Here is an 18,164-nt window from a genome sequence, read left to right as displayed (position 1 = left end):
CCTCCGGGTGGAACGCGGTGTCGGCCTGCATGACACCGTTAGGAATCATGGCACTCAACGAAGGCCGGGCACCCGCCCGGAAATCCGGCTCCACTGCAGCGGCTCCGTCCGGCGACAAGCCGGCGATCTGGCTGTGGTCGCAGTACCTTCTCGACGCTGCGGCCTGGATCGTGGCCATCCTCCTCGCGCTGATCCTCCGCTACGAACTCCTCGTCAAGGAGGTCAACGTCCCCGGGATCGCGGCGTTCTGCGCCGTGGCCGTCGTCGCCCAGCTGGTGGTGGGACTCAGCTTCGCGCTGTACCGGGGACGCTACAGTTTCGGCAGCTTCCACGAGGCGAAACTGCTCGTGATCGTCGCGGTCCTCGTCGCCGTGATCCTGGTGCTCGTCAGCGTGGCGTTCTTCACGGTCATCGAGGTGCCGCGCAGCATCGGCATCATCGCCTTCCCGTTCGCCTGCATGTTCCTGGCCGCCACGCGCTACCTCAAGCGCATGTACGTCGAGAGCAAGGCGAAACCGGGGGAGGACGCCCAGCGCACGCTGATCTACGGAGCAGGCTTCCTCGGCAACTCCCTCGTCGGCCGCATGATGCAGGACCCGGGATCGCCCTACTTCCCCGTCGGCCTGATCGACGACGACCCCGCCAAGAAGCACCTGCGCCTGGCATCGGTGCCCGTCCTCGGCAGGATCGACGACCTGCGCGACGTCGCGGCCCGCACCCAGGCCTCCGTCCTCGTCATCGCCTTCGCCGACGTCGAGGCCGCCCAGGTGCGCCGTGTCTCGGACCTCGTCGCGGGCCTCGGCATCAAGGTGCTGGTCCTGCCGCCGCTGCGGGACATGCTCGGCGGCGCCGGCGCGGGCATCGCCGACTTCCGGGAGGTCGCGGTCGAGGACCTGATCGGGCGGCGCCCGGTGGACATCCACCCGGACGAGGTCGCGGGCTACGTCACCGGGAAGCGGGTCCTGGTGACCGGTGCAGGGGGGTCGATCGGGTCCGAACTGTGCCGCCAGCTCGCCGGCTTCCTCCCCGCGGAGCTCATCATGCTCGACCGCGACGAGACCGGCCTCCAGTCGACGCAGATCTCGCTCACGGGCCGGGGACTGCTCACGGGCCGCGACACCGTCCTGGCCGACATCCGCGACGCGGACGCGCTGCTCGACATCTTCGAGGACCGGAAGCCGGAGGTCGTCTTCCACGCCGCGGCCCTCAAGCACGTGTCGCTGCTGGAGCAGTATCCGGAGGAGGCCTGGAAGACGAACGTACAGGGCACCCTGAACGTGCTCCGGGCATCCTCGGCCGTCGGCGTGACCAACTTCGTCAACATCTCCACGGACAAGGCGGCCGACCCCACCAGCGTGCTCGGCCACTCCAAGCGCGTCGCGGAGAGGCTCACGTCCTGGCAGGCGGAACGCACCGGCCAGAAGTACGTCTCCGTCCGCTTCGGCAACGTCATCGGGAGCCGCGGCTCCATGCTCCCCCTCTTCACGGAGCAGATCCGCAACGGCGGACCGATCACGGTGACCGATCCCGAGGTGACCCGGTTCTTCATGACCATCCCGGAGGCCTGCCAGCTCGTCGTGCAGGCCGGGGCCATCGGCAGGGGAGGGGAGGTGCTCATCCTCGACATGGGGGAACCCGTGAAGATCCTCGACGTCGCGCAGCGCATGATCGCGATGTCCGGCAAGGACATCGACATCGTCTTCACGGGCCTGCGGCCGGGCGAGAAGATGCACGAGGACCTGATGGGCGCGGGGGAGGACGACTCCCGTCCGCTCCACCCCAAGATCTCCCACACCTCCGTCGCCCCGCTCGACCCCCAGCGGCTGAGCCTCCGGGAATGGAAGGCCGAGGGCGGCTTCGACGGCCGGCGGAGCATCGCAGCCGTCGGCGGCGAAGGCGGTGCCGGACCGGCATCACCGGGCGGAGCGAGCGCCTCCCCGTCCCGCTCGGGTGCCGGCGGGCCGGCGTCATGACCGGACTCCTCACCCTCGTCGCTCTCGTCGCGCTGGGTGTCTCCCTGGCGCTGCCCGTCGTCGTCAAGCCGTTGCTGAGGACGCTGGGCGTCATCGACATCCCGAACGACCGCTCCTCGCACAGCACGATCGTGATCCGCGGCATGGGAGTGGCCGTGGCAGTGGCGCTCCTGGTGGCGCTCGCGCTCTCCCTCGCGACGGGTCTGGTCGCCGTGGACAGGTCGCTCATCCTGATCATCATCTGCATGGTCGGCGCCTCCGCCACCCTCGGCTGGATCGAGGACTTCCGCGGCCTGTCCATCCGGGTGCGCCTCTCGGCGCAGCTGCTGGTCGGCGTGATCGGCACGGCGGCGCTGGCCACCACCATCGACGACAGCAGCTACTGGTGGGTCCCGATCGGGGCGATCGCCCTCGCCACCTACATCAACGCCGCGAACTTCATGGACGGGATCAACGGGATCTCGGGCATGCACGGACTCGTCGTCGGACTCTTCTACTCGCTGGCCGGCGTGCTCAGCGACCAGCTGTGGCTGACGGTCGCGGGCCTCGTGGTGGCGGCGGCCTTCGCCGGGTTCCTGCCGTGGAACCTCGGCCGGGGGTTCGTGTTCCTCGGCGACGTCGGCAGCTATCTCCTCGGTGCCTCCATCGCCGCGATCGCGGTCACGGGACTGCTGGCGGGGGTCTACCTCGAATACCTGCTCTCGCCCGTCCTGATCTACCTCGCCGACACCTTCACCACCTTTCTGCGCCGTGCCCGCCGGGGCGAGCGCCTGTACACCGCGCACCGGCAGCACGTGTACCAGCGGCTCACGGACACCGGCCTCAGCCATGTGCAGGTCTCGATCCTCGTCAGCGTCCTCTCCGCCCTGACGGCGGCGGCGGGATTCGTGCTTGCCACCGCGACGGCGCCCCTCGCCGTCACCGCGTCCCTGTTCGCCGCGGCCGTCGTCGCGCTGTACCTGTATTCGCCCCGGATCTTCCGCGCCCTCGCACGGCGGCGGGTGGCCGACCGGGCCTGAGGCCCGCGGCCCGTCTTCGTGGTGCTGTAGAATTTCAGGCGCCGGGTGCGACGACGACGGATCGCGCGGACCCGCACCAGCCCTCCCGACGCCGTCGACGGAGGACCAGCAGGGCGCCGGACGGCGCAGCCGACAGAGCGGACAGCACGTGCCACGACCGGAGCACCCGGCGACCGGAGCCGACCACCCGAACCTCGTGACCGCCTCGGAGGCCACCGCGTCCCCCTGGCTCGGCATCCTCGCGCGGAGTGCCGCCGCAGGCGGTGCCGTGGCGCTGGTGCTCGCGGCCGCCGCAGCCCTCGCGACCGCACCCTCCGCGGGCCTGAGCGTCGTCTTCGGCGCCGCACTCGTCATGGCGTTCTTCGGTATCAGCCTCCTGATCGGGCACTTCACCGGCAGGACCAATCCCTCGGGTGCCCTGGGCCTCTTCGCCGTCACCTACGCCATCAAGGTGGTCGGGTTCGCCGCGGTCCTGTTCTTCCTCGGGACGCCGGGCTGGCTCGACCGCACCTGGTTCTTCACCGGAGCGCTCGCCACCGTCATCGCGTGGCAGGTCGCCGAGGTCCTCGCGTTCTCCAGGCTGAGGACGCCCCTCTACGACGAGAGTGTTCCGGCAGCGACCGGTGCGCCCATGGCGTCCGACCCGGCAGAGGGGCACTGACATGGCAGGCACCGACCGGGGCCCGGACGAGGCTGCCGCCACGCCCCCGCAGGATATCGACGCCCGCTTCTCCAACGGCGGCTACAACGCGGGCATGGCCGTCTTCAGCTACATCATTGGCGGGATCCTGGTGTGGAGTTTGATAGGCTGGGGGCTGGATAATCTCCTCGACACGCGCTGGTTGGTGCTGGCGGGAGCGTTCTTAGGTGCAGCAGGGGGTTTCTATCTCTCCCACATGCACAATCTCACCCGGAACCATGCAGCGGACCCGCACAGGGGCTCGCCGGCTACGTCCCGCGCCGAGGCCGAACCCGAGTGATTCCCCATAACTTAACGAGTCGGACCAGTTCCACTGCGACCGAACAGATCTTGCCCAACGATGGACACTGCAGAGAGGAAACGCGTTGATCGCGCTTGCGCTCCCGGCCGCAACTACCGAAGAGGGATTCGTAGCCCCGACGATCGAGGACACCCACTACCGGGACATCCTCCCGTGGGGCGGCGAGTACGGCGTCCTGCTGGACCCCGGTTTCGGGAAGCAGATGCTGCTGACCATCCTCTCGGTCGTCCTCATCGCCACGTTCTTCCTGATCGCCTCCCGCCGCCGGCAGCTGGTCCCGGGGAAGGTGCAGTTCCTCGGTGAGGCCGCGTACGGTTTCGTGCGCAACTCCATCGGCAAGGACATCATCGGCGGCCGCGACTTCCTCAAGTACGTCCCCTGGCTCTTCACCGCCTTCTTCTTCGTGCTGGTGAACAACATCTTCGGGGCCGTCCCGTTCCTGCAGCTGCCGACGTTCTCCCACCCGGGCAGCGCCTACGGCATCGCCGCCATCTTCTTCCTGCTCTGGGTCGGCATCGGCCTCAAGAAGCACGGCATCCGCTACTTCAAGCTCGCCGTCGTCCCGTCGGGCGTCCCCTGGTACATCCTCCTGATCGTGGTGCCGATCGAGATCATCTCGAACTTCATCGTCCGGCCGGTCACGCACTCGCTGCGACTCTTCGCGACCATGCTCGCCGGCCACCTCATCGTGACCCTGGCCGGCTCGGCCATCGAGTACATGGTGATGACGGGGAACATCCTGCTGCAGGGCACGAGCGTGCTGGTCCTCGTCGGATCGGTCGCCATGTACATGCTCGAGGCGCTGATCATGATCCTCCAGGCCTACGTCTTCACGCTGCTCGCCGCGATCTACATCGAAGGCGCGCTGCACGCCGACGCCCACTGATTCACACAAGTCTTCCCCGTCGGGGATGATCCCAAACAACCTGTCGCACCAAGGCGGCATCTTGAAAGGAACACAATGGAAGTACAGGGTAGCCTCAACCTCGTTGGATACGGTCTCTCCGCAATCGGCGGTGGTATCGGTGTCGGCCTCGTCTTCGCGGCCTACATCAATGGCGTAGCTCGCCAGCCTGAGGCACAGCGTGTCCTCCAGCCCATCGCCTTCCTCGGCCTCGCACTGACCGAAGCCCTCGCGATCCTGGGCCTCGTCTTCGCCTTCGTCATCGGCGCCTGATCAAGCCGTCCTGACCGACCGAAGACACGTTGAAGAAAGACGGGTGAAAAATGCTTAACGCAGCGATTATGGCGGCGGAAGAGGGCTCCAACCCTCTGATCCCTAACCTCTGGGAACTGCTGGTGACCGTTGTCGGCTTCGCCGTCCTGCTGTTCATCGTCTTCAAGTACGTCATGCCGGCGTTCGAGAAGACATTCGCAGAGCGCACCGAGGCGATCGAAGGCGGTATCGCCAAGGCAGAGGCCGCACAGGCCGAGGCCAACGCGGCCCTCGACGAGTACAAGCAGCAGCTTGTCGATGCTCGCACCGAGGCGAACCGCATCCGTGAGGAAGCCCGCGCCGAAGGCGCTCAGATCCTCGCGGACCTCAAGGAGAAGGCGGCGGCCGAGTCCGCTCGCATCACCGAGCAGGCTCACGTGCAGATCGAAGCAGAGCGCCAGGCCGCAGTGGTCTCGCTCCGCGCCGAGGTCGGTACGCTCGCCACCGATCTCGCGAGTCGCATCGTCGGGGAATCGCTCGCCGATGACGCCCGTTCGTCGCGTGTCATCGACCGGTTCCTCGCGGACCTCGAGACCTCGTCGCAGAGCGCAGGTGCAGCGAAGTAATGGCAGGAGTATCGAGCCTCTCCCTCGCAACGGTCCGTGAAGGACTGGAGTCCCGGCTGCCCGGCACGAGCCTGGCGCTGGCCGAGGACCTGTTCGGCGTGCTGTCGATCCTCGACAGCAATGCCGGACTGCGCCGCGCGCTGACGGATCCCTCGCGCACCGGCAAGGACAAGGCCGTGCTGGTGGACCAGCTCATCGCCGGTCGCGTCTCGTCCGAGGCAGCCGGCGTGGTCCGTGACCTCGTCAACGAGCGCTGGGCGAATGCACGCGACATCGGCGATGCCCTGGAGACCCTCGCGGCCACCGTGGTCATCTCGGTGGCCGAGCAGGGCAGCGGTGTGGAGGGCTTGGAACAGCTCGAGAACGAGCTGTACTCCTTCATCCAGGTCGTGGCCTCGAACCACGCCCTGCAGAGGGCACTGTCCGAAGCACAGGCGTCGCCGGAGTCGAAGGTGGCCCTCGGCCTCAAGCTCGTGCCCCAGGCCGGTCCCGCCGGCCGGCTGCTGATCGCCCAGGCCGTACGGTCGCCGCGCGGACTGAAGCCCGCGGCCCTCGTGGAACGATTCCTCGAGCTGGTCGCCGCACGCCAGCAGCGCTGGATCGCCGACGTCAGCGTCACCCGTCCGCTGACGGCGAGCCAGCTCGAGAAGCTGGAGTCCGGGTTGAACACCATGTACGGCCGCGAGCTCAAGGTCAACGTGAAGATCGACCCCTCACTGATCGGCGGAGTCCGTGTCAGCGTCGGAGACGAAATGGTCGACTCCACGGTGATCACGCGCTTGTCCGAGCTCCGCCGCAAGCTGGCGGGATAGGCGAACGCGCCTCGTGACATCCGTGTCACATCCACAGAACCACACACCGGTCGCCACGCATCCCACGGGGACCAACAACACAGGAGAGCAGGGACTGAGATGGCCGAATTGACCATCAACGCCGAAGACGTCCGTAGTGCGTTGAACGACTTTGCGGCGTCCTACGAGCCCGGAAACGCGGAGCGCGTCGAAGTCGGCCGCGTGACCACCGCCAGTGACGGCATTGCCCGTGTCGAGGGTCTTCCCTCCGTCATGGCCAATGAGCTGCTGCGGTTCGAGGACGGCACGCTCGGACTCGCCCAGAACCTCGACACCCGCGAAATCGGCGTCGTCGTCCTCGGCGACTACAACGGAATCGAAGAAGGCCAGGAAGTGCACCGCACGGGGGAGATCCTCTCCGTTCCCGTCGGTGACGCGTTCCTCGGCCGCGTCGTCGACCCCCTGGGCCAGCCCATCGACGACCTCGGCGAGATCGTCGCCGAGGGCCGCCGTGCGCTCGAGACCCAGGCTCCCGGCGTCACGCAGCGCAAGTCGGTGCACGAGCCCATGCAGACCGGGCTCAAGGCCATCGACGCGATGATCCCGATCGGGCGCGGCCAGCGGCAGCTGCTCATCGGTGACCGCCAGACCGGCAAGACCGCGATCGCCGTGGACACCATCATCAACCAGAAGGCCAACTGGGCTTCCGGTGACGTGAACAAGCAGGTCCGCTGCATCTACGTCGCGATCGGCCAGAAGGCATCGACGATCGCCGCCGTCCGCCAGACCCTCGAGGACAAGGGTGCCCTGGAGTACACGACCATCGTCGCGTCCCCCGCATCGGACCCCGCAGGCTTCAAGTACCTGGCGCCCTACGCCGGTTCGGCCATCGGCCAGCACTGGATGTACGGCGGCAAGCACGTCCTCATCGTGTTCGACGACCTGTCGAAGCAGGCTGAGGCCTACCGTGCGGTGTCGCTCCTCCTGCGCCGTCCGCCGGGACGCGAAGCCTACCCGGGCGACGTCTTCTACCTGCACTCCCGCCTCCTCGAGCGCTGTGCCAAGCTCTCCGACGAGCTCGGTGCCGGTTCGATGACGGGCCTGCCGCTGATCGAGACCAAGGCGAACGACGTGTCCGCCTACATCCCGACCAACGTCATCTCCATCACCGACGGCCAGATCTTCCTGCAGTCGGACCTCTTCAACGCCAACCAGCGCCCCGCGGTCGACGTCGGTGTGTCCGTGTCCCGCGTCGGCGGTGCCGCACAGGTGAAGTCGATGAAGAAGGTCTCGGGCACGTTGAAGCTCGACCTCGCCCAGTACCGCGACATGCAGGCCTTCGCGATGTTCGCCTCCGACCTGGATGCGGCCTCGCGCCAGCAGCTGACGCGTGGAGCCCGCCTGATGGAGCTGCTCAAGCAGGGCCAGTACTCGCCGATGCCGGTCGAGCAGCAGGTCGTCTCCATCTGGGCCGGAACGAACGGCTACCTCGACGACGTACCCGTCGAGGACATCAACCGCTTCGAGACGGAGTTCCTGGAGCACCTCGGCCACACGTCGCCGATCCTCACCACGCTCGCCCAGACGGGCAAGCTCGAGGACTCGACCATCGACGAGCTGAAGACGCAGATCACCAACTTCAAGCAGGGCTTCTTCGGAGCCGGCGCGAACGGTGTCCACGCGGGCCACGAGGAGCACGAAGCGATCGACGCCGATTCGGTCGAGCAGGAAAAGATCGTTCGACAGAAGCGCTAGCGGACCTGCTGCCGGGAGGGTGAACCCCCTCCCGGCGGGCAGGACCCTGGCCTGATCGCTTCCCCCACCGGGAGCGGAGGAAAGGACAAGAATGGGAGCCCAGATCCGGGTCTACCGCCAGAAGATCGCCTCGACCACGTCGACGCGCAAGATCTTCAAGGCGATGGAGCTGATCGCGACTTCTCGCATCGGCAAGGCACGCGCACGTGTTGCATCGGCCCTGCCGTACGCGAACGCGATCACGCGGGCCGTGTCGGCCGTATCGTCGCAGTCGGAGATCGACCACCCGCTGACCACCGAGCACGGTCAGGTGCGTCGCGCAGCGGTGCTGGTGCTGACCTCCGATCGCGGCCTCGCAGGTTCGTACTCGGCCAGCGCCCTCAAGCAGGCGGAGGGGCTCTTCGAGACGCTCCGCTCCGAGGGCAAGGAGATCCAGGCCTACCTGCTCGGACGCAAGGCGCAGTCGTACTTCGACTTCCGCGGACGCGGCTACGAGCGGGTCTGGACCGGCGGCACCGATGCTCCCGAGTTCAGCACCGCCCGCGAGGTCGGTGAGGCTCTCCTGTCCACCTTCCTGAAGGACTACGAGGACGGGGGCGTGGACGAGATCCACGTCGTCTACACGAAGTTCCGCTCCATGGTCGTGCAGGAGCCGTCGGTCATGCGCCTGCTGCCGCTCGAGGTCGTGGACGAGCAGGTGCCCCAGGACGACGAGCTCCTCCCGCTCTACGAATACGAGCCGGAGCCGGAGCAGGTCCTCGACGCACTCCTTCCGAGGTACATCGAGTCGCGCATCTTCGCTGCCATGCTGCAGGCCGCCGCGAGCGAGCTCGCCGCACGCCAGCGGGCCATGAAGTCCGCGGGTGACAACGCGACCGAGCTCATCAAGAAGTACACCCGCCTCCGCAACACCGCACGCCAGGCGGAGATCACCCAGGAACTCTCGGAGATCGTGGCCGGCGCGGACGCGCTCAACGCGTCCTGACGCTCCTGCCCATCCGGGCCCGCGAGGGCGCCGGGTGCACCGCTAGACTTAGTTCCACGCCATCTACGTAAATGAAGTGAGAGAGATGACTGCCCAGACTGTTGAACACGGTACGGACTCAGTTGCCCCCGGCGCCACCGGCCGTATTGCACGTGTCATCGGCCCGGTTGTCGACGTCGAGTTCCCGGCCGACGCAATCCCCGCAATGTACAACGCCCTCACCACCGAGATCACTCTCAACGGTGAGACCCGCCTGATCACCTTCGAGACCTCGCAGCACCTCGGCGACAACCTCGTGCGTGCCATCTCGCTGCAGGCCACCGACGGCCTCGTCCGCGGCACCGTCGTGCAGGACACCGGAGCAGCGATCTCCGTGCCCGTCGGCGACGGCGTGAAGGGCCACATCTTCAACGTCCTGGGCAAGCCCCTCGACGTCGAGGAGTCGGCGCTCGAGATCACCGAGCGCTGGCCCATCCACCGCAAGGCGCCCAGCTTCGCGTCCCTCGAGGGTTCGACGGAGATGCTGGAGACCGGCATCAAGGTCATCGACCTCCTGACCCCCTACATCAAGGGCGGCAAGATCGGACTGTTCGGTGGTGCCGGTGTCGGCAAGACCGTCCTCATCCAGGAGATGATCACGCGTGTCGCCCGCAACTTCGGTGGCACCTCGGTGTTCGCCGGGGTCGGTGAGCGCACCCGTGAGGGCAACGACCTCTGGGTCGAGATGGAAGAGGCCGGCGTCCTCAAGGACACCGCCCTCGTGTTCGGCCAGATGGACGAGCCGCCGGGAACGCGCCTCCGCGTGGCCCTCTCGGCGCTGACCATGGCCGAGTACTTCCGCGATGTGCAGAACCAGGACGTGCTGCTCTTCATCGACAACATCTTCCGGTTCACGCAGGCCGGCTCGGAGGTGTCGACCCTCCTGGGCCGCATGCCGTCCGCGGTGGGCTACCAGCCCAACCTGGCGGACGAGATGGGTCTCCTGCAGGAGCGCATCACCTCGACCAAGGGCCACTCGATCACGTCCATGCAGGCGATCTACGTGCCCGCTGACGACTACACCGACCCGGCTCCGGCAACCACCTTCGCGCACCTCGATGCGACCACCGAGCTCTCGCGCGAGATCGCGTCCCGTGGCCTGTACCCGGCCGTGGACCCGCTCGCCTCGACCTCGCGCATCCTGGATCCGCAGTACATCGGCCACGACCACTACAACACGGCCGTGCGCGTGAAGCAGATCCTGCAGAAGAACAAGGAACTGCAGGACATCATCGCGATCCTCGGCATCGACGAGCTCAGCGAAGAGGACAAGGTCATCGTCGCGCGTGCGCGCCGCATCCAGCAGTTCCTGTCGCAGAACACCTACACCGCCAAGCAGTTCACCGGCGTCGAGGGTTCGACGGTCGCCATCAAGGACACCATCGAGGGCTTCTCGGCGATCTGCAACGGCGACCTCGACCACATCGCGGAGCAGGCGTTCTTCAACGTCGGTGGCCTCGACGACGTCGAGCGCCAGTGGGCCAAGATCCAAGAGCAGACCGGTAAGTAACGCCGATGGCATCACACGGCGAACTCGAGGTCGAAATCGTCGCGGCCGACCACTTCGTGTGGTCGGGCGCGGCGCGTACGGTCAACGCGCGCACCGCTAACGGGCAGATCGGGATCCTTCCCGGCCACGCCCCGATCCTCGCGATCCTCGAATCGGGGGAACTGTCGGTGGAACCGGTCAACGGCGAACGCCTGGTGGTCGGTGTGGACGGTGGTTTCTTCTCCGTCGATTCGAACCGCGTCGTGATCGTGGCGGACAACGCCAGGGTCGGCGGTTCGGTGACTCCGGAATCCGTCTAGGCTTCCCTGGATGGAGGCACTCGGTGTGACGTTCATCTGCCTTGCGGTCGTCTTCGGCCTGCTCGTGCTCGTGATCGCCGCGTTCCTCCTCCGTCGCTACCAGCTCAACCGTGCCCTCGGCACGTTCGACGCCTCCATCCGCCTCCCTCCCAAGGGCTGGCGGGTGGGGGTTTGTCGTTATACGGACAAGAACCTGGAGTGGTTGAGCCTCCTGTCCCTGAGCCCCATCCCGAGGTTCCGCTTCCTCCGCAGCTCGCTGGAGGTCGAGGGGTGGCGGGCGCCCACCGAGGCGGAACGCGTCCGGATCCAGCCGGGGGCGATCATCGTCCAGCTGGCCTACGAGGGCGAACCCTTCGACCTCGCCATGAAGTACGACGTCTACGCCGGGCTCTCCTCCTGGATCGAGGCCGGTCCGGTCATCGGTATCGGCACCTGGCGCTGAGCGGACGCCTCCCGAGGCATCCGGGCCGGGCGGCTCAGATGTCCAGCGGCCGGACCCACACGCCGGCGCGGAGCACGCCCCTCAGTTCCAGGTCCGGCGACACCACGACGGCGTCGGCGCGCAGGCCCGTACGCAGGCTGCCGAGTTCGTCGGCGAGTCCCAGGACCACCGCCGGGACCGCGGCCGCGGAGCGGACGGCGTCCGCCAGGCCCACACCGGCCTCCACCGTGCAGCGCACCACATCGAGCAGGCTCCCTGAGCCCCCGGCGAGTGCTCCCGTCGCGGTCAGGACGGCGGAGTCCCCGACGAGCGAGATCTCGCTGCGCCCCAGGCGGTAGGTGCCGGTCGCGCACCCCGCCGCCGCCGTCGAATCGCTGACCAGGCAGATGTTCTCCGACCCCGCGATCGTGAAGGCCATCCGCACGGTCTCCGGGTGCAGGTGCACGTTGTCGGCGATCAGCTCGACGGCGATCTCGCCGGCTCGTGCCCGCTGCAGGAGCAGGGGTACCGGGCCGGGGGAGCGGTGATGGATGGCCGGCATCGCATTGAAGAGGTGCGTTGCGGTCGGGCGTCCGCTGAATCCCGCGAACCCCGTGGCTGCCAGCTCCTCGTTGATCAGGTCCAGCCCTGCCGTGGCTTCCTCCGTCGTGCTGTCCGTATGGCCGATCGACGGGATGACCCCGTGCATCACGAGTTCGTAGACGAGCACGTCGCTGCCGGGCAGTTCCGGGGCGTAGGTCATGGAGGCGACGTGCCCCCGGCCCGCGGTCACCAGCCGGGCGACGTCCTGCTGCGTCGGCAGGAGGAGGAACTCCGGGTCGTGCGCCCCGTTGCGCCGGCGCGAGAGGAACGGGCCTTCCGCGTGGATGCCGGCGACCAGCCCGGACTCCGCCGCGGCGGCGAGCCTGCCGAAGGCCGACTCGAGGTCCTCGAGGGGCGCGGCGCAGGTACTGGCGAGCACCGTCGTCGAGCCGCTGCGATGCAGGTGGGCGGCGGCCGCCTCGATGTCGGCGGCGGACCCCGAGGTGAAATCGCCGCCGCCCGCGCCGTGGCAGTGGAGGTCGATGAGCCCGGGCAGGATCAGGAATCCCTCGGGCAGCTGCTCCACCGCCTGGTCCTGGTCGTCCACCCCGGCGCCGGTGATGCGCGTGCCCTCCCAGCGCAGGACGCCGTCCTCGACGATCCCCGACTCGGTCACCAGTCGTCCGGACAGGGCAGTGGGCGTTCCGCTCGCGAGGGCCATGGTCCGATTCTAGGGGGTCGGCCCCAGGGCCGGGCGGGCTAGAAAAGCCGCGACGCGCTGTCGTCGACGCCGCGCATGGCGTCGTAGTCCAGGGTGAGGCAGTCGATGCCCCGGTCCAGCGCGAGCACGCGGGCCTGCGGCTTGATCTGCTGGGCGGCGAAGACGCCCCGCACCGGCGACATGAGGGGATCGCGGTTCAGCAGCTCGAGATAGCGCGTGAGCTGCTCGACGCCGTCGATGTCCCCGCGGCGCTTCAGTTCGATGGCGACGGTGCGCCCGGCCGCGTCCCGGGCGAGGATGTCGACGGGACCGATCGCGGTCATGTACTCACGGCGGATCAGGGTGAAGCCGGTTCCCAGCAGTTCGATCTGCTCTGCGAGCAGTCTCTGGAGGTCTGCCTCGACCCCGTCCTTGACGAGTCCCGGATCCACCCCGAGGTCGTGCGAGGAATCGTGCAGTTGCTCACGGATGCTGATGACGAGCCGATCATCGCTCTTGGCGTGCTGCACCGTCCAGACCGCGGTGATGCCCTCGGCGCGGTCCGCGTCGTCGGGCTCGCTCACCCGGAGCGTCGCGGGCGGGCTCATCCAGTTGAGGGGTTTGTAGGAGCCGCCGTCCGAGTGCACCAGGACCGACCCGTCCGCCTTCACCATCAGGAGCCGGGTGGCTAGAGGGAGATGCGCCCGGAGGCGGCCGACGTAGTCGACGGAGCAACGGGCTATCACTAAACGCACAAGCATCCTTCAGATCTACCGGACGGACCGTTCTGCGGGCGATGGACCATCGGTGCGCAGGACCTGTCCATTCTAGGGGCGCACGGCACGCCCACCGAACCCGACGGGTACCGTCCACGACCTCGTGAGTGGCGTGCGGGCGAGAGGCCAGTAGCGCCGGCCGCAGAATACGCGCCCCTCCGGGGAAGACGAGTATCCGCGAGCGTTGTCCGCACCATCCTGCCCGCTCAGACTTTAGGGGGAGCCGCCACGCAGGAATCCGATGCGATCGTTCTCCTTCGCCTGGTCCACCCCGAAGATCCCACATGAGCCGACTACCCGCGACGTCGCGAGGCAGGAACACAACCATGAGATCACGCAGATTCGCGACCAGCGTCGCCGCCGTCGCTCTCCTCGTCGGCGGTGCGGTGGGACCGCTCGCGCCGGCCGCCCATGCCGACCACACCCGGCAGCACACCTGCGACCAGGCCGGCGGCCAGTTCACCCAGGGTGCACTGCCGGGACAGGACCGCTGCGTCGTGGTCGTGACCACTTCGATCACCGGGCCGTTCGGCCGTCCGACGAGTTCGCTGGGCGATCCGGTGCCCGTGAACTCCCCGTTGACGACCGAGACGCCTGTCGTCCCGACCGGTGCACCGGGCGTGCGGACGGAGACGCGCGACGTCGGGGACCCCGTCGTCGTCGAGGGTGAGCGTCGCGGCGAACCTGAGGTGACCTCGGAGGAGGTCGACGCCGGCGAGGCGACGGCAACTCCGGTCGTCGTCGCCGGGACACCCGAGGTCGCAAGCCGCACCGAGCGTGGAACACCCACCAGCACCGACGCACCCGGCACGCGCAACTGCGAGCGGGTCAACAACGAGAACGGAACACGGGGCGTCGAGCGGTGCGAGCGGACCGTCGTGACCACCACGACCACCCCGACGACCGTCACCACCACCACCACCACGCCCCAGCAGCGCGTCACCACGACGACCCAGCCGAGGCAGACCGTCACCACGACGACGACGCCGGTGACGGAAGTCTTCACCTCGACCCAGCAGCAGGAGTCGTGCGTCACCACCACGCAGCCGACGTCGTTCACCAGGACCAGCACCCAGCTGACCACGCAGTCGCAGATCGTGACCTACCAGCAGCGGACCATGACGACGACGACCACGAGCACCTTCCGGTACGTCGGCGGCGGACCCGGCACGCTGGAACTGGTCGTCTTCCCGGTAGCCCCCAATCCGCGGGTGCAGACCTCCACCACCGCCGCGGAGCCGCTCGTGGCGACGGTTGGACTGATCGCCGGTCCGCCGCAGGTCACCGTCGAGACGCTGCCGGGCCAGGACATCGTGAGCACGACCTGCGCTCCTATCGCCCCCGAGATCACGACGGCCGACGGCGAGACCACCGAGGACGTGGAGAGCGTCTCTGCTCCGGCCGCCCCCGTGATCACGGTCGCACGAGAGGATCTGGACCCGATCGTCACCGAGACCACCGTGCCCGGACCACCCGTCGTGACCGTCAGCACCCGCGGAACCGGCAGCACCTGCTTCAACAATCCCTCGACGGCGGCCCAGCGCGCCAACCGCTGCTGACAGGGTCCCCCGACGCGCGACCCTTCCCGTCCCTACCAGGACCGGGAGGGGCGCCGACGGACGCAGGCTCCGGTAGCACCGGTCCGCGCATTCCCCGTCGATCGTGCAGACTGGGACGGTGCCCCGTTCCAACCGTCCGAACCGCCCGCGTGGTTCCGCCCGACCCAAGTGGGCCGCACCGCCGGAGGTGGACCTCGAGCGGGCCCGCGCGGGACTGCCGCTCCGTGAGTCGGCTCCCGACGGCGAGTGGTCGGTCCGGCGCATCACCGAACGGAACGCGGCCAAGACCTACACCTGCCCGGGTTGCAACTCGGCCATCCTGCCGGGCATCGCCCACCTCGTCGTGTGGCGCGAGGATTCGCTGTTCGGACCCGAGACGGCCCTCGCGGACCGGCGGCACTGGCATGTGAGGTGCTGGCAGACGCGGAGCTTCCGCTACTGACGCGCTACTGACGCGCTGCCGGTCGTCCTGCCGACACGCTACTGATGCGCTGCCGACCGTGCAGCCGGTCGTCCTGCCGACACGCTACTGATGCGCTGCCGATCGTGCAGCCCGTCGTCCTGCCGGTCGTCCTGCCGGTCGTGCAGCCGGGCGGAACGCGGCCGACCTAGACTGGGGGGATGGCCAGCGATACCCCCTCCTACACCTTCACGACCAGCGATGAGGCGGTGGAGATCCGGGCGTCGACGGTACTCCCCGCGGACCGCCGGAACATCGAACTGCGGACCGCGGACGGCCTCACCCTCGTGGGGGAGTTCGCGGCGCCCGCAGGACGCGCCCCCGCAGCCACCCTGGTGACGCTCCACCCCCTGCCGACGCACGGCGGTTTCATGGACTCCCACGTGTACCGGAAGGCGTCCTTCCGGCTGCCCGCCCTCGCCGACATCGCGGTGCTGCGCTTCAACACCCGCGGCACGTGCTCGCCGCGCGGCTGCAGCGAGGGGGCGTTCGACGGCGGCGACGGGGAACGCCTCGACCTGCAGGCCGCGGTCGACTGGGCGGTGGCGCAGGGACTCCATCACATCTGGCTCGTGGGCTGGTCCTTCGGGACGGAACTGTGCCTGAAGTACGGAGCCACGGACCCGGTGGCGGAACTCATCGAGGGGGCCATCCTGCTCTCGCCGCCGCTGCACCGCGCCGACGACGGCGATCTCGATGCCTGGGGCGCGAGCGGACTGCCCCTGAAGGTCCTGGTCCCCGAATTCGACGACTACCTGGTGCCCGACGACGCCGCGGCACGCTTCTCGCGGGTCCCGCAGGCCGACGTGACGGGCGTCGACGGGGCCAAGCACCTGTGGGTGGGGGAGAAGTACGCGGCCCGGGCGCTCAACGAGATCGTCGGCGTCGTCCGCCCCGAGCTGTCCCTGCCGCTGACCTCGCAGTGGCTGGGCCCGGCCGCCGTCGCGCCGTCACCGGCAGGCTGAGCTCGGAAGCGGTTACTGGCTGTCCTGGCGCGCGATGAAGACTTCCTTCAGGAGCAGCATCACGGCCGCCGCCGTCGGGATGGCGATCAACGCGCCGAGGACTCCGAGGAGGCTGCCTCCCGCGATCACCGCGATCACCGCGACCGCGCCCGGTACGGCGACTGCGCGCTGCATGATCCGCGGTGAGATGAAGTACGCCTCGAACTGCAGGTACGCCACGTAGGGGATCGCGAACAGCAGGGCCGTGTGCCAGCCGACCGTGAGCGCGATCAGGCTGACCAGGACGGCGGCAATCGTGCCGCCCACGAGCGGGATGAAGGCGAGGAGTGCGACGACGAACGCCAGCAGCACGGAGAACGGGACGTCGGCGAGCGACATCACGATGAACGCGAAGGAGCCGTTCAGCAGTGCCACGCAGGCCTGCCCGATGACGTACATGCCGACGCTGCGCGTGATCTCCTCGGAGAGGACCTCGACGCGGGGCCTGCGCGAGCGGGGGGCGAGCCTGTACGCCCACTTCTTGATGGAGGGCAGGGATGCGAGGAAGTACAGCGCGAGGACCAGGATCACCAGGGTGCCGAAGAGTCCGTTGAGGATCACGGTGCCCACCCCGAGGACGCCGCCGAAGATGCCGCCGACCGCCTCGCTGTTGGCGAAGAACCTGTCGATCTCCGAGCTCACGCGGTCCCGCAACTGGAACTGTGCGTCCACCGTGGTGAAGAACTCCGACTTGAGGAAGTCGTCCGCGTAGCCCGGGGCCCGATCGACGATCTGCGAGGTCTGGCTGACGATCGTCGGGATCAGGAGGGCGAAGAAGCCTGCCACGATACCGACGAGGATCGAGAGGGACACCGCGATGCCCGCCGGCCGCGGTACGTGCTTCGTCTCGAGCCACCGCACGATCGGGTCGAGTCCGAGCGCGATGAACAGCGCCGCCCCGATCCAGACGAGGAGCTGGCCGACGTTCGTGATGATGAAGAACGCCAGGAGCGCGAGCCCCACGCCCACGCTCATCATGAAACCGAAGTGGATGGGGTGCGCGCGCATGCTCCGGGGATAGGCGCCACCGAACTTCAGCCGTTCGTCGCTCAGCGACACGTCCGGGTCCACGGCGACAGGATCGGGCTCGCGCTCCGGCGGGAACTCGAAGCGCGGCCGGGGCTGGGCCGACGGGAGCGCCCTGCGTGCGACGGCGAAGAGCGACCGCAGGGTCGACGGAGGGGTTCCACCGATCGGAGGACCCGCCGGGAGCAGTGCGTCCTCGCTCCCCGTCGGCTCGGGCCGCGGGAGCGGCTGGTCGAGCGGGACGTCCTGGTGGTCTGTCAACGAAGAGCTCTGCTTTCACGTGTCCGGTGCTGTCACCGCGGGTGGTCCGACTAGCGAAACCCTAACAGTGAGGGGGATCCGGACGGCGTTCTTGACGAACACGGTCCCGCGCCGTGTGCCGTGCGGCCCCGGACTCGCCCTGGTGCGGGTGGGCCTGTGCGCGTGACCGGTCCGGCCGGGCGATGTTCGTTACCATTGGGTGACTATTCCTGAGTGGCCTGGCGCGGCATGCTGCGCCGGGCCAGGAGAGCGGAAGGGGC

At 68.3% G+C, this 18,164-nt stretch carries 19 protein-coding genes; 16 read left to right on the top strand and 3 right to left on the bottom strand.

What is annotated here, in order from left to right:
• Positions 1 to 47 precede the first annotated feature (47 nt).
• From ACX80L_RS13710 to ACX80L_RS13650, 13 genes are all read left to right on the top strand, one after another.
• Entirely contained in the window at positions 48 to 1,973 is a 1,926-nt protein-coding gene (locus ACX80L_RS13710; RefSeq protein WP_459269102.1) for a polysaccharide biosynthesis protein, read from the top strand.
• A complete protein-coding gene (locus ACX80L_RS13705; protein WP_459290299.1) occupies positions 1,970 to 2,992 on the top strand; it encodes an MraY family glycosyltransferase in 1,023 nt (340 codons plus the stop codon). The genes ACX80L_RS13710 and ACX80L_RS13705 overlap by 4 nt, the downstream gene beginning before the upstream one ends.
• Before the next feature lie 148 nt (positions 2,993 to 3,140).
• Entirely contained in the window at positions 3,141 to 3,653 is a 513-nt protein-coding gene (locus ACX80L_RS13700) for a hypothetical protein (RefSeq protein ID WP_459290297.1), read from the top strand.
• A 1-nt stretch (position 3,654) separates the two neighbouring features.
• Entirely contained in the window at positions 3,655 to 3,972 is a 318-nt protein-coding gene (locus ACX80L_RS13695) for a hypothetical protein (RefSeq protein ID WP_244186259.1), read from the top strand.
• Positions 3,973 to 4,057: 85 nt separating this feature from the next.
• Positions 4,058 to 4,879, top strand: coding sequence for a F0F1 ATP synthase subunit A (gene atpB, locus ACX80L_RS13690; protein WP_133080844.1), 822 nt, complete (start codon positions 4,058 to 4,060; stop codon positions 4,877 to 4,879).
• Between the two features lie 75 nt (positions 4,880 to 4,954).
• The gene (locus tag ACX80L_RS13685) at positions 4,955 to 5,170 is read left to right on the top strand and encodes an ATP synthase F0 subunit C (protein WP_019481292.1); all 216 of its coding nucleotides are present in this window, start codon (positions 4,955 to 4,957) and stop codon (positions 5,168 to 5,170) included.
• A gap of 50 nt (positions 5,171 to 5,220) precedes the next feature.
• Positions 5,221 to 5,775 carry a F0F1 ATP synthase subunit B gene (locus tag ACX80L_RS13680; protein ID WP_133080843.1) on the top strand — a complete coding sequence of 185 codons (555 nt, stop codon included), beginning with the start codon at positions 5,221 to 5,223 and terminating at the stop codon, positions 5,773 to 5,775.
• On the top strand, positions 5,775 to 6,587 hold the full coding sequence (locus ACX80L_RS13675) for a F0F1 ATP synthase subunit delta (protein WP_459269100.1): 813 nt from the start codon (positions 5,775 to 5,777) through the stop codon (positions 6,585 to 6,587). Before ACX80L_RS13680 ends, ACX80L_RS13675 begins: the two co-directional genes overlap by 1 nt.
• A gap of 99 nt (positions 6,588 to 6,686) precedes the next feature.
• Complete coding sequence (gene atpA, locus ACX80L_RS13670) at positions 6,687 to 8,321, top strand: F0F1 ATP synthase subunit alpha (protein WP_133080841.1); 1,635 nt, start codon at positions 6,687 to 6,689, stop codon at positions 8,319 to 8,321.
• Positions 8,322 to 8,412: 91 nt separating this feature from the next.
• Positions 8,413 to 9,306 carry a F0F1 ATP synthase subunit gamma gene (locus tag ACX80L_RS13665; RefSeq protein WP_459290296.1) on the top strand — a complete coding sequence of 298 codons (894 nt, stop codon included), beginning with the start codon at positions 8,413 to 8,415 and terminating at the stop codon, positions 9,304 to 9,306.
• An 85-nt stretch (positions 9,307 to 9,391) separates the two neighbouring features.
• Positions 9,392 to 10,855: a F0F1 ATP synthase subunit beta gene (gene atpD, locus ACX80L_RS13660; RefSeq protein WP_133080839.1), complete on the top strand. Its 1,464-nt coding sequence runs from the start codon at positions 9,392 to 9,394 to the stop codon at positions 10,853 to 10,855.
• Positions 10,856 to 10,860: 5 nt separating this feature from the next.
• Positions 10,861 to 11,154 (top strand): F0F1 ATP synthase subunit epsilon, encoded by a 294-nt coding sequence (locus tag ACX80L_RS13655; RefSeq protein WP_459290294.1) that lies wholly within the window; start codon positions 10,861 to 10,863, stop codon positions 11,152 to 11,154.
• Positions 11,155 to 11,164: 10 nt separating this feature from the next.
• Positions 11,165 to 11,596, top strand: a complete 432-nt coding sequence (locus tag ACX80L_RS13650; RefSeq protein WP_133080837.1) for a DUF2550 domain-containing protein — start codon at positions 11,165 to 11,167, stop codon at positions 11,594 to 11,596.
• Positions 11,597 to 11,630: 34 nt separating this feature from the next.
• On the opposite strand, the gene ACX80L_RS13645 is transcribed toward ACX80L_RS13650, so the two are convergent.
• Together ACX80L_RS13645 and nucS are read right to left on the bottom strand one after the other, a co-directional pair.
• The gene (locus ACX80L_RS13645; protein ID WP_459290292.1) at positions 11,631 to 12,839 is read right to left on the bottom strand and encodes an N-acetylglucosamine-6-phosphate deacetylase; all 1,209 of its coding nucleotides are present in this window, start codon (positions 12,837 to 12,839) and stop codon (positions 11,631 to 11,633) included.
• A gap of 38 nt (positions 12,840 to 12,877) precedes the next feature.
• Positions 12,878 to 13,573 carry an endonuclease NucS gene (nucS, locus tag ACX80L_RS13640; RefSeq protein ID WP_133080835.1) on the bottom strand — a complete coding sequence of 232 codons (696 nt, stop codon included), beginning with the start codon at positions 13,571 to 13,573 and terminating at the stop codon, positions 12,878 to 12,880.
• Positions 13,574 to 13,920: 347 nt separating this feature from the next.
• Between nucS and ACX80L_RS13635 the strand changes: the two genes are divergently transcribed.
• From ACX80L_RS13635 to ACX80L_RS13625, 3 genes are all read left to right on the top strand, one after another.
• Entirely contained in the window at positions 13,921 to 15,153 is a 1,233-nt protein-coding gene (locus tag ACX80L_RS13635) for a hypothetical protein (RefSeq protein WP_459290290.1), read from the top strand.
• A gap of 118 nt (positions 15,154 to 15,271) precedes the next feature.
• On the top strand, positions 15,272 to 15,595 hold the full coding sequence (locus ACX80L_RS13630; RefSeq protein WP_133080833.1) for a hypothetical protein: 324 nt from the start codon (positions 15,272 to 15,274) through the stop codon (positions 15,593 to 15,595).
• A 179-nt stretch (positions 15,596 to 15,774) separates the two neighbouring features.
• Positions 15,775 to 16,578, top strand: a complete 804-nt coding sequence (locus tag ACX80L_RS13625; RefSeq protein ID WP_459290288.1) for an alpha/beta hydrolase — start codon at positions 15,775 to 15,777, stop codon at positions 16,576 to 16,578.
• A 12-nt stretch (positions 16,579 to 16,590) separates the two neighbouring features.
• Here the strand turns inward: ACX80L_RS13625 and ACX80L_RS13620 are convergent, their stop codons facing one another.
• A complete protein-coding gene (locus ACX80L_RS13620) occupies positions 16,591 to 17,904 on the bottom strand; it encodes an AI-2E family transporter (protein ID WP_459290286.1) in 1,314 nt (437 codons plus the stop codon).
• Positions 17,905 to 18,164: the final 260 nt, after the last annotated feature.

Source organism: Arthrobacter sp. MDT1-48-3 (genome assembly GCF_054511015.1).
Note: the sequence above shows the minus strand (reverse complement) of the source record. Positions and strands in the feature narration are given on the sequence as shown.

What these genes read in the sequence shown, in the direction of transcription:
- ACX80L_RS13710 (WP_459269102.1), top strand. Translation starts at nt 48, where the DNA reads ATGGCACTCAACGAAGGCCGGGCACCCGCCCGGAAATCCGGCTCCACT.
- ACX80L_RS13705 (WP_459290299.1), top strand. Translation starts at nt 1,970, where the DNA reads ATGACCGGACTCCTCACCCTCGTCGCTCTCGTCGCGCTGGGTGTCTCC.
- ACX80L_RS13695 (WP_244186259.1), top strand. Translation starts at nt 3,655, where the DNA reads ATGGCAGGCACCGACCGGGGCCCGGACGAGGCTGCCGCCACGCCCCCG.
- ACX80L_RS13685 (WP_019481292.1), top strand. Translation starts at nt 4,955, where the DNA reads ATGGAAGTACAGGGTAGCCTCAACCTCGTTGGATACGGTCTCTCCGCA.
- ACX80L_RS13680 (WP_133080843.1), top strand. Translation starts at nt 5,221, where the DNA reads ATGCTTAACGCAGCGATTATGGCGGCGGAAGAGGGCTCCAACCCTCTG.
- ACX80L_RS13675 (WP_459269100.1), top strand. Translation starts at nt 5,775, where the DNA reads ATGGCAGGAGTATCGAGCCTCTCCCTCGCAACGGTCCGTGAAGGACTG.
- atpA (WP_133080841.1), top strand. Translation starts at nt 6,687, where the DNA reads ATGGCCGAATTGACCATCAACGCCGAAGACGTCCGTAGTGCGTTGAAC.
- ACX80L_RS13665 (WP_459290296.1), top strand. Translation starts at nt 8,413, where the DNA reads ATGGGAGCCCAGATCCGGGTCTACCGCCAGAAGATCGCCTCGACCACG.
- atpD (WP_133080839.1), top strand. Translation starts at nt 9,392, where the DNA reads ATGACTGCCCAGACTGTTGAACACGGTACGGACTCAGTTGCCCCCGGC.
- ACX80L_RS13655 (WP_459290294.1), top strand. Translation starts at nt 10,861, where the DNA reads ATGGCATCACACGGCGAACTCGAGGTCGAAATCGTCGCGGCCGACCAC.
- ACX80L_RS13650 (WP_133080837.1), top strand. Translation starts at nt 11,165, where the DNA reads ATGGAGGCACTCGGTGTGACGTTCATCTGCCTTGCGGTCGTCTTCGGC.
- ACX80L_RS13645 (WP_459290292.1), bottom strand. Translation starts at nt 12,839, where the DNA reads ATGGCCCTCGCGAGCGGAACGCCCACTGCCCTGTCCGGACGACTGGTG.
- ACX80L_RS13635 (WP_459290290.1), top strand. Translation starts at nt 13,921, where the DNA reads ATGAGATCACGCAGATTCGCGACCAGCGTCGCCGCCGTCGCTCTCCTC.
- ACX80L_RS13625 (WP_459290288.1), top strand. Translation starts at nt 15,775, where the DNA reads ATGGCCAGCGATACCCCCTCCTACACCTTCACGACCAGCGATGAGGCG.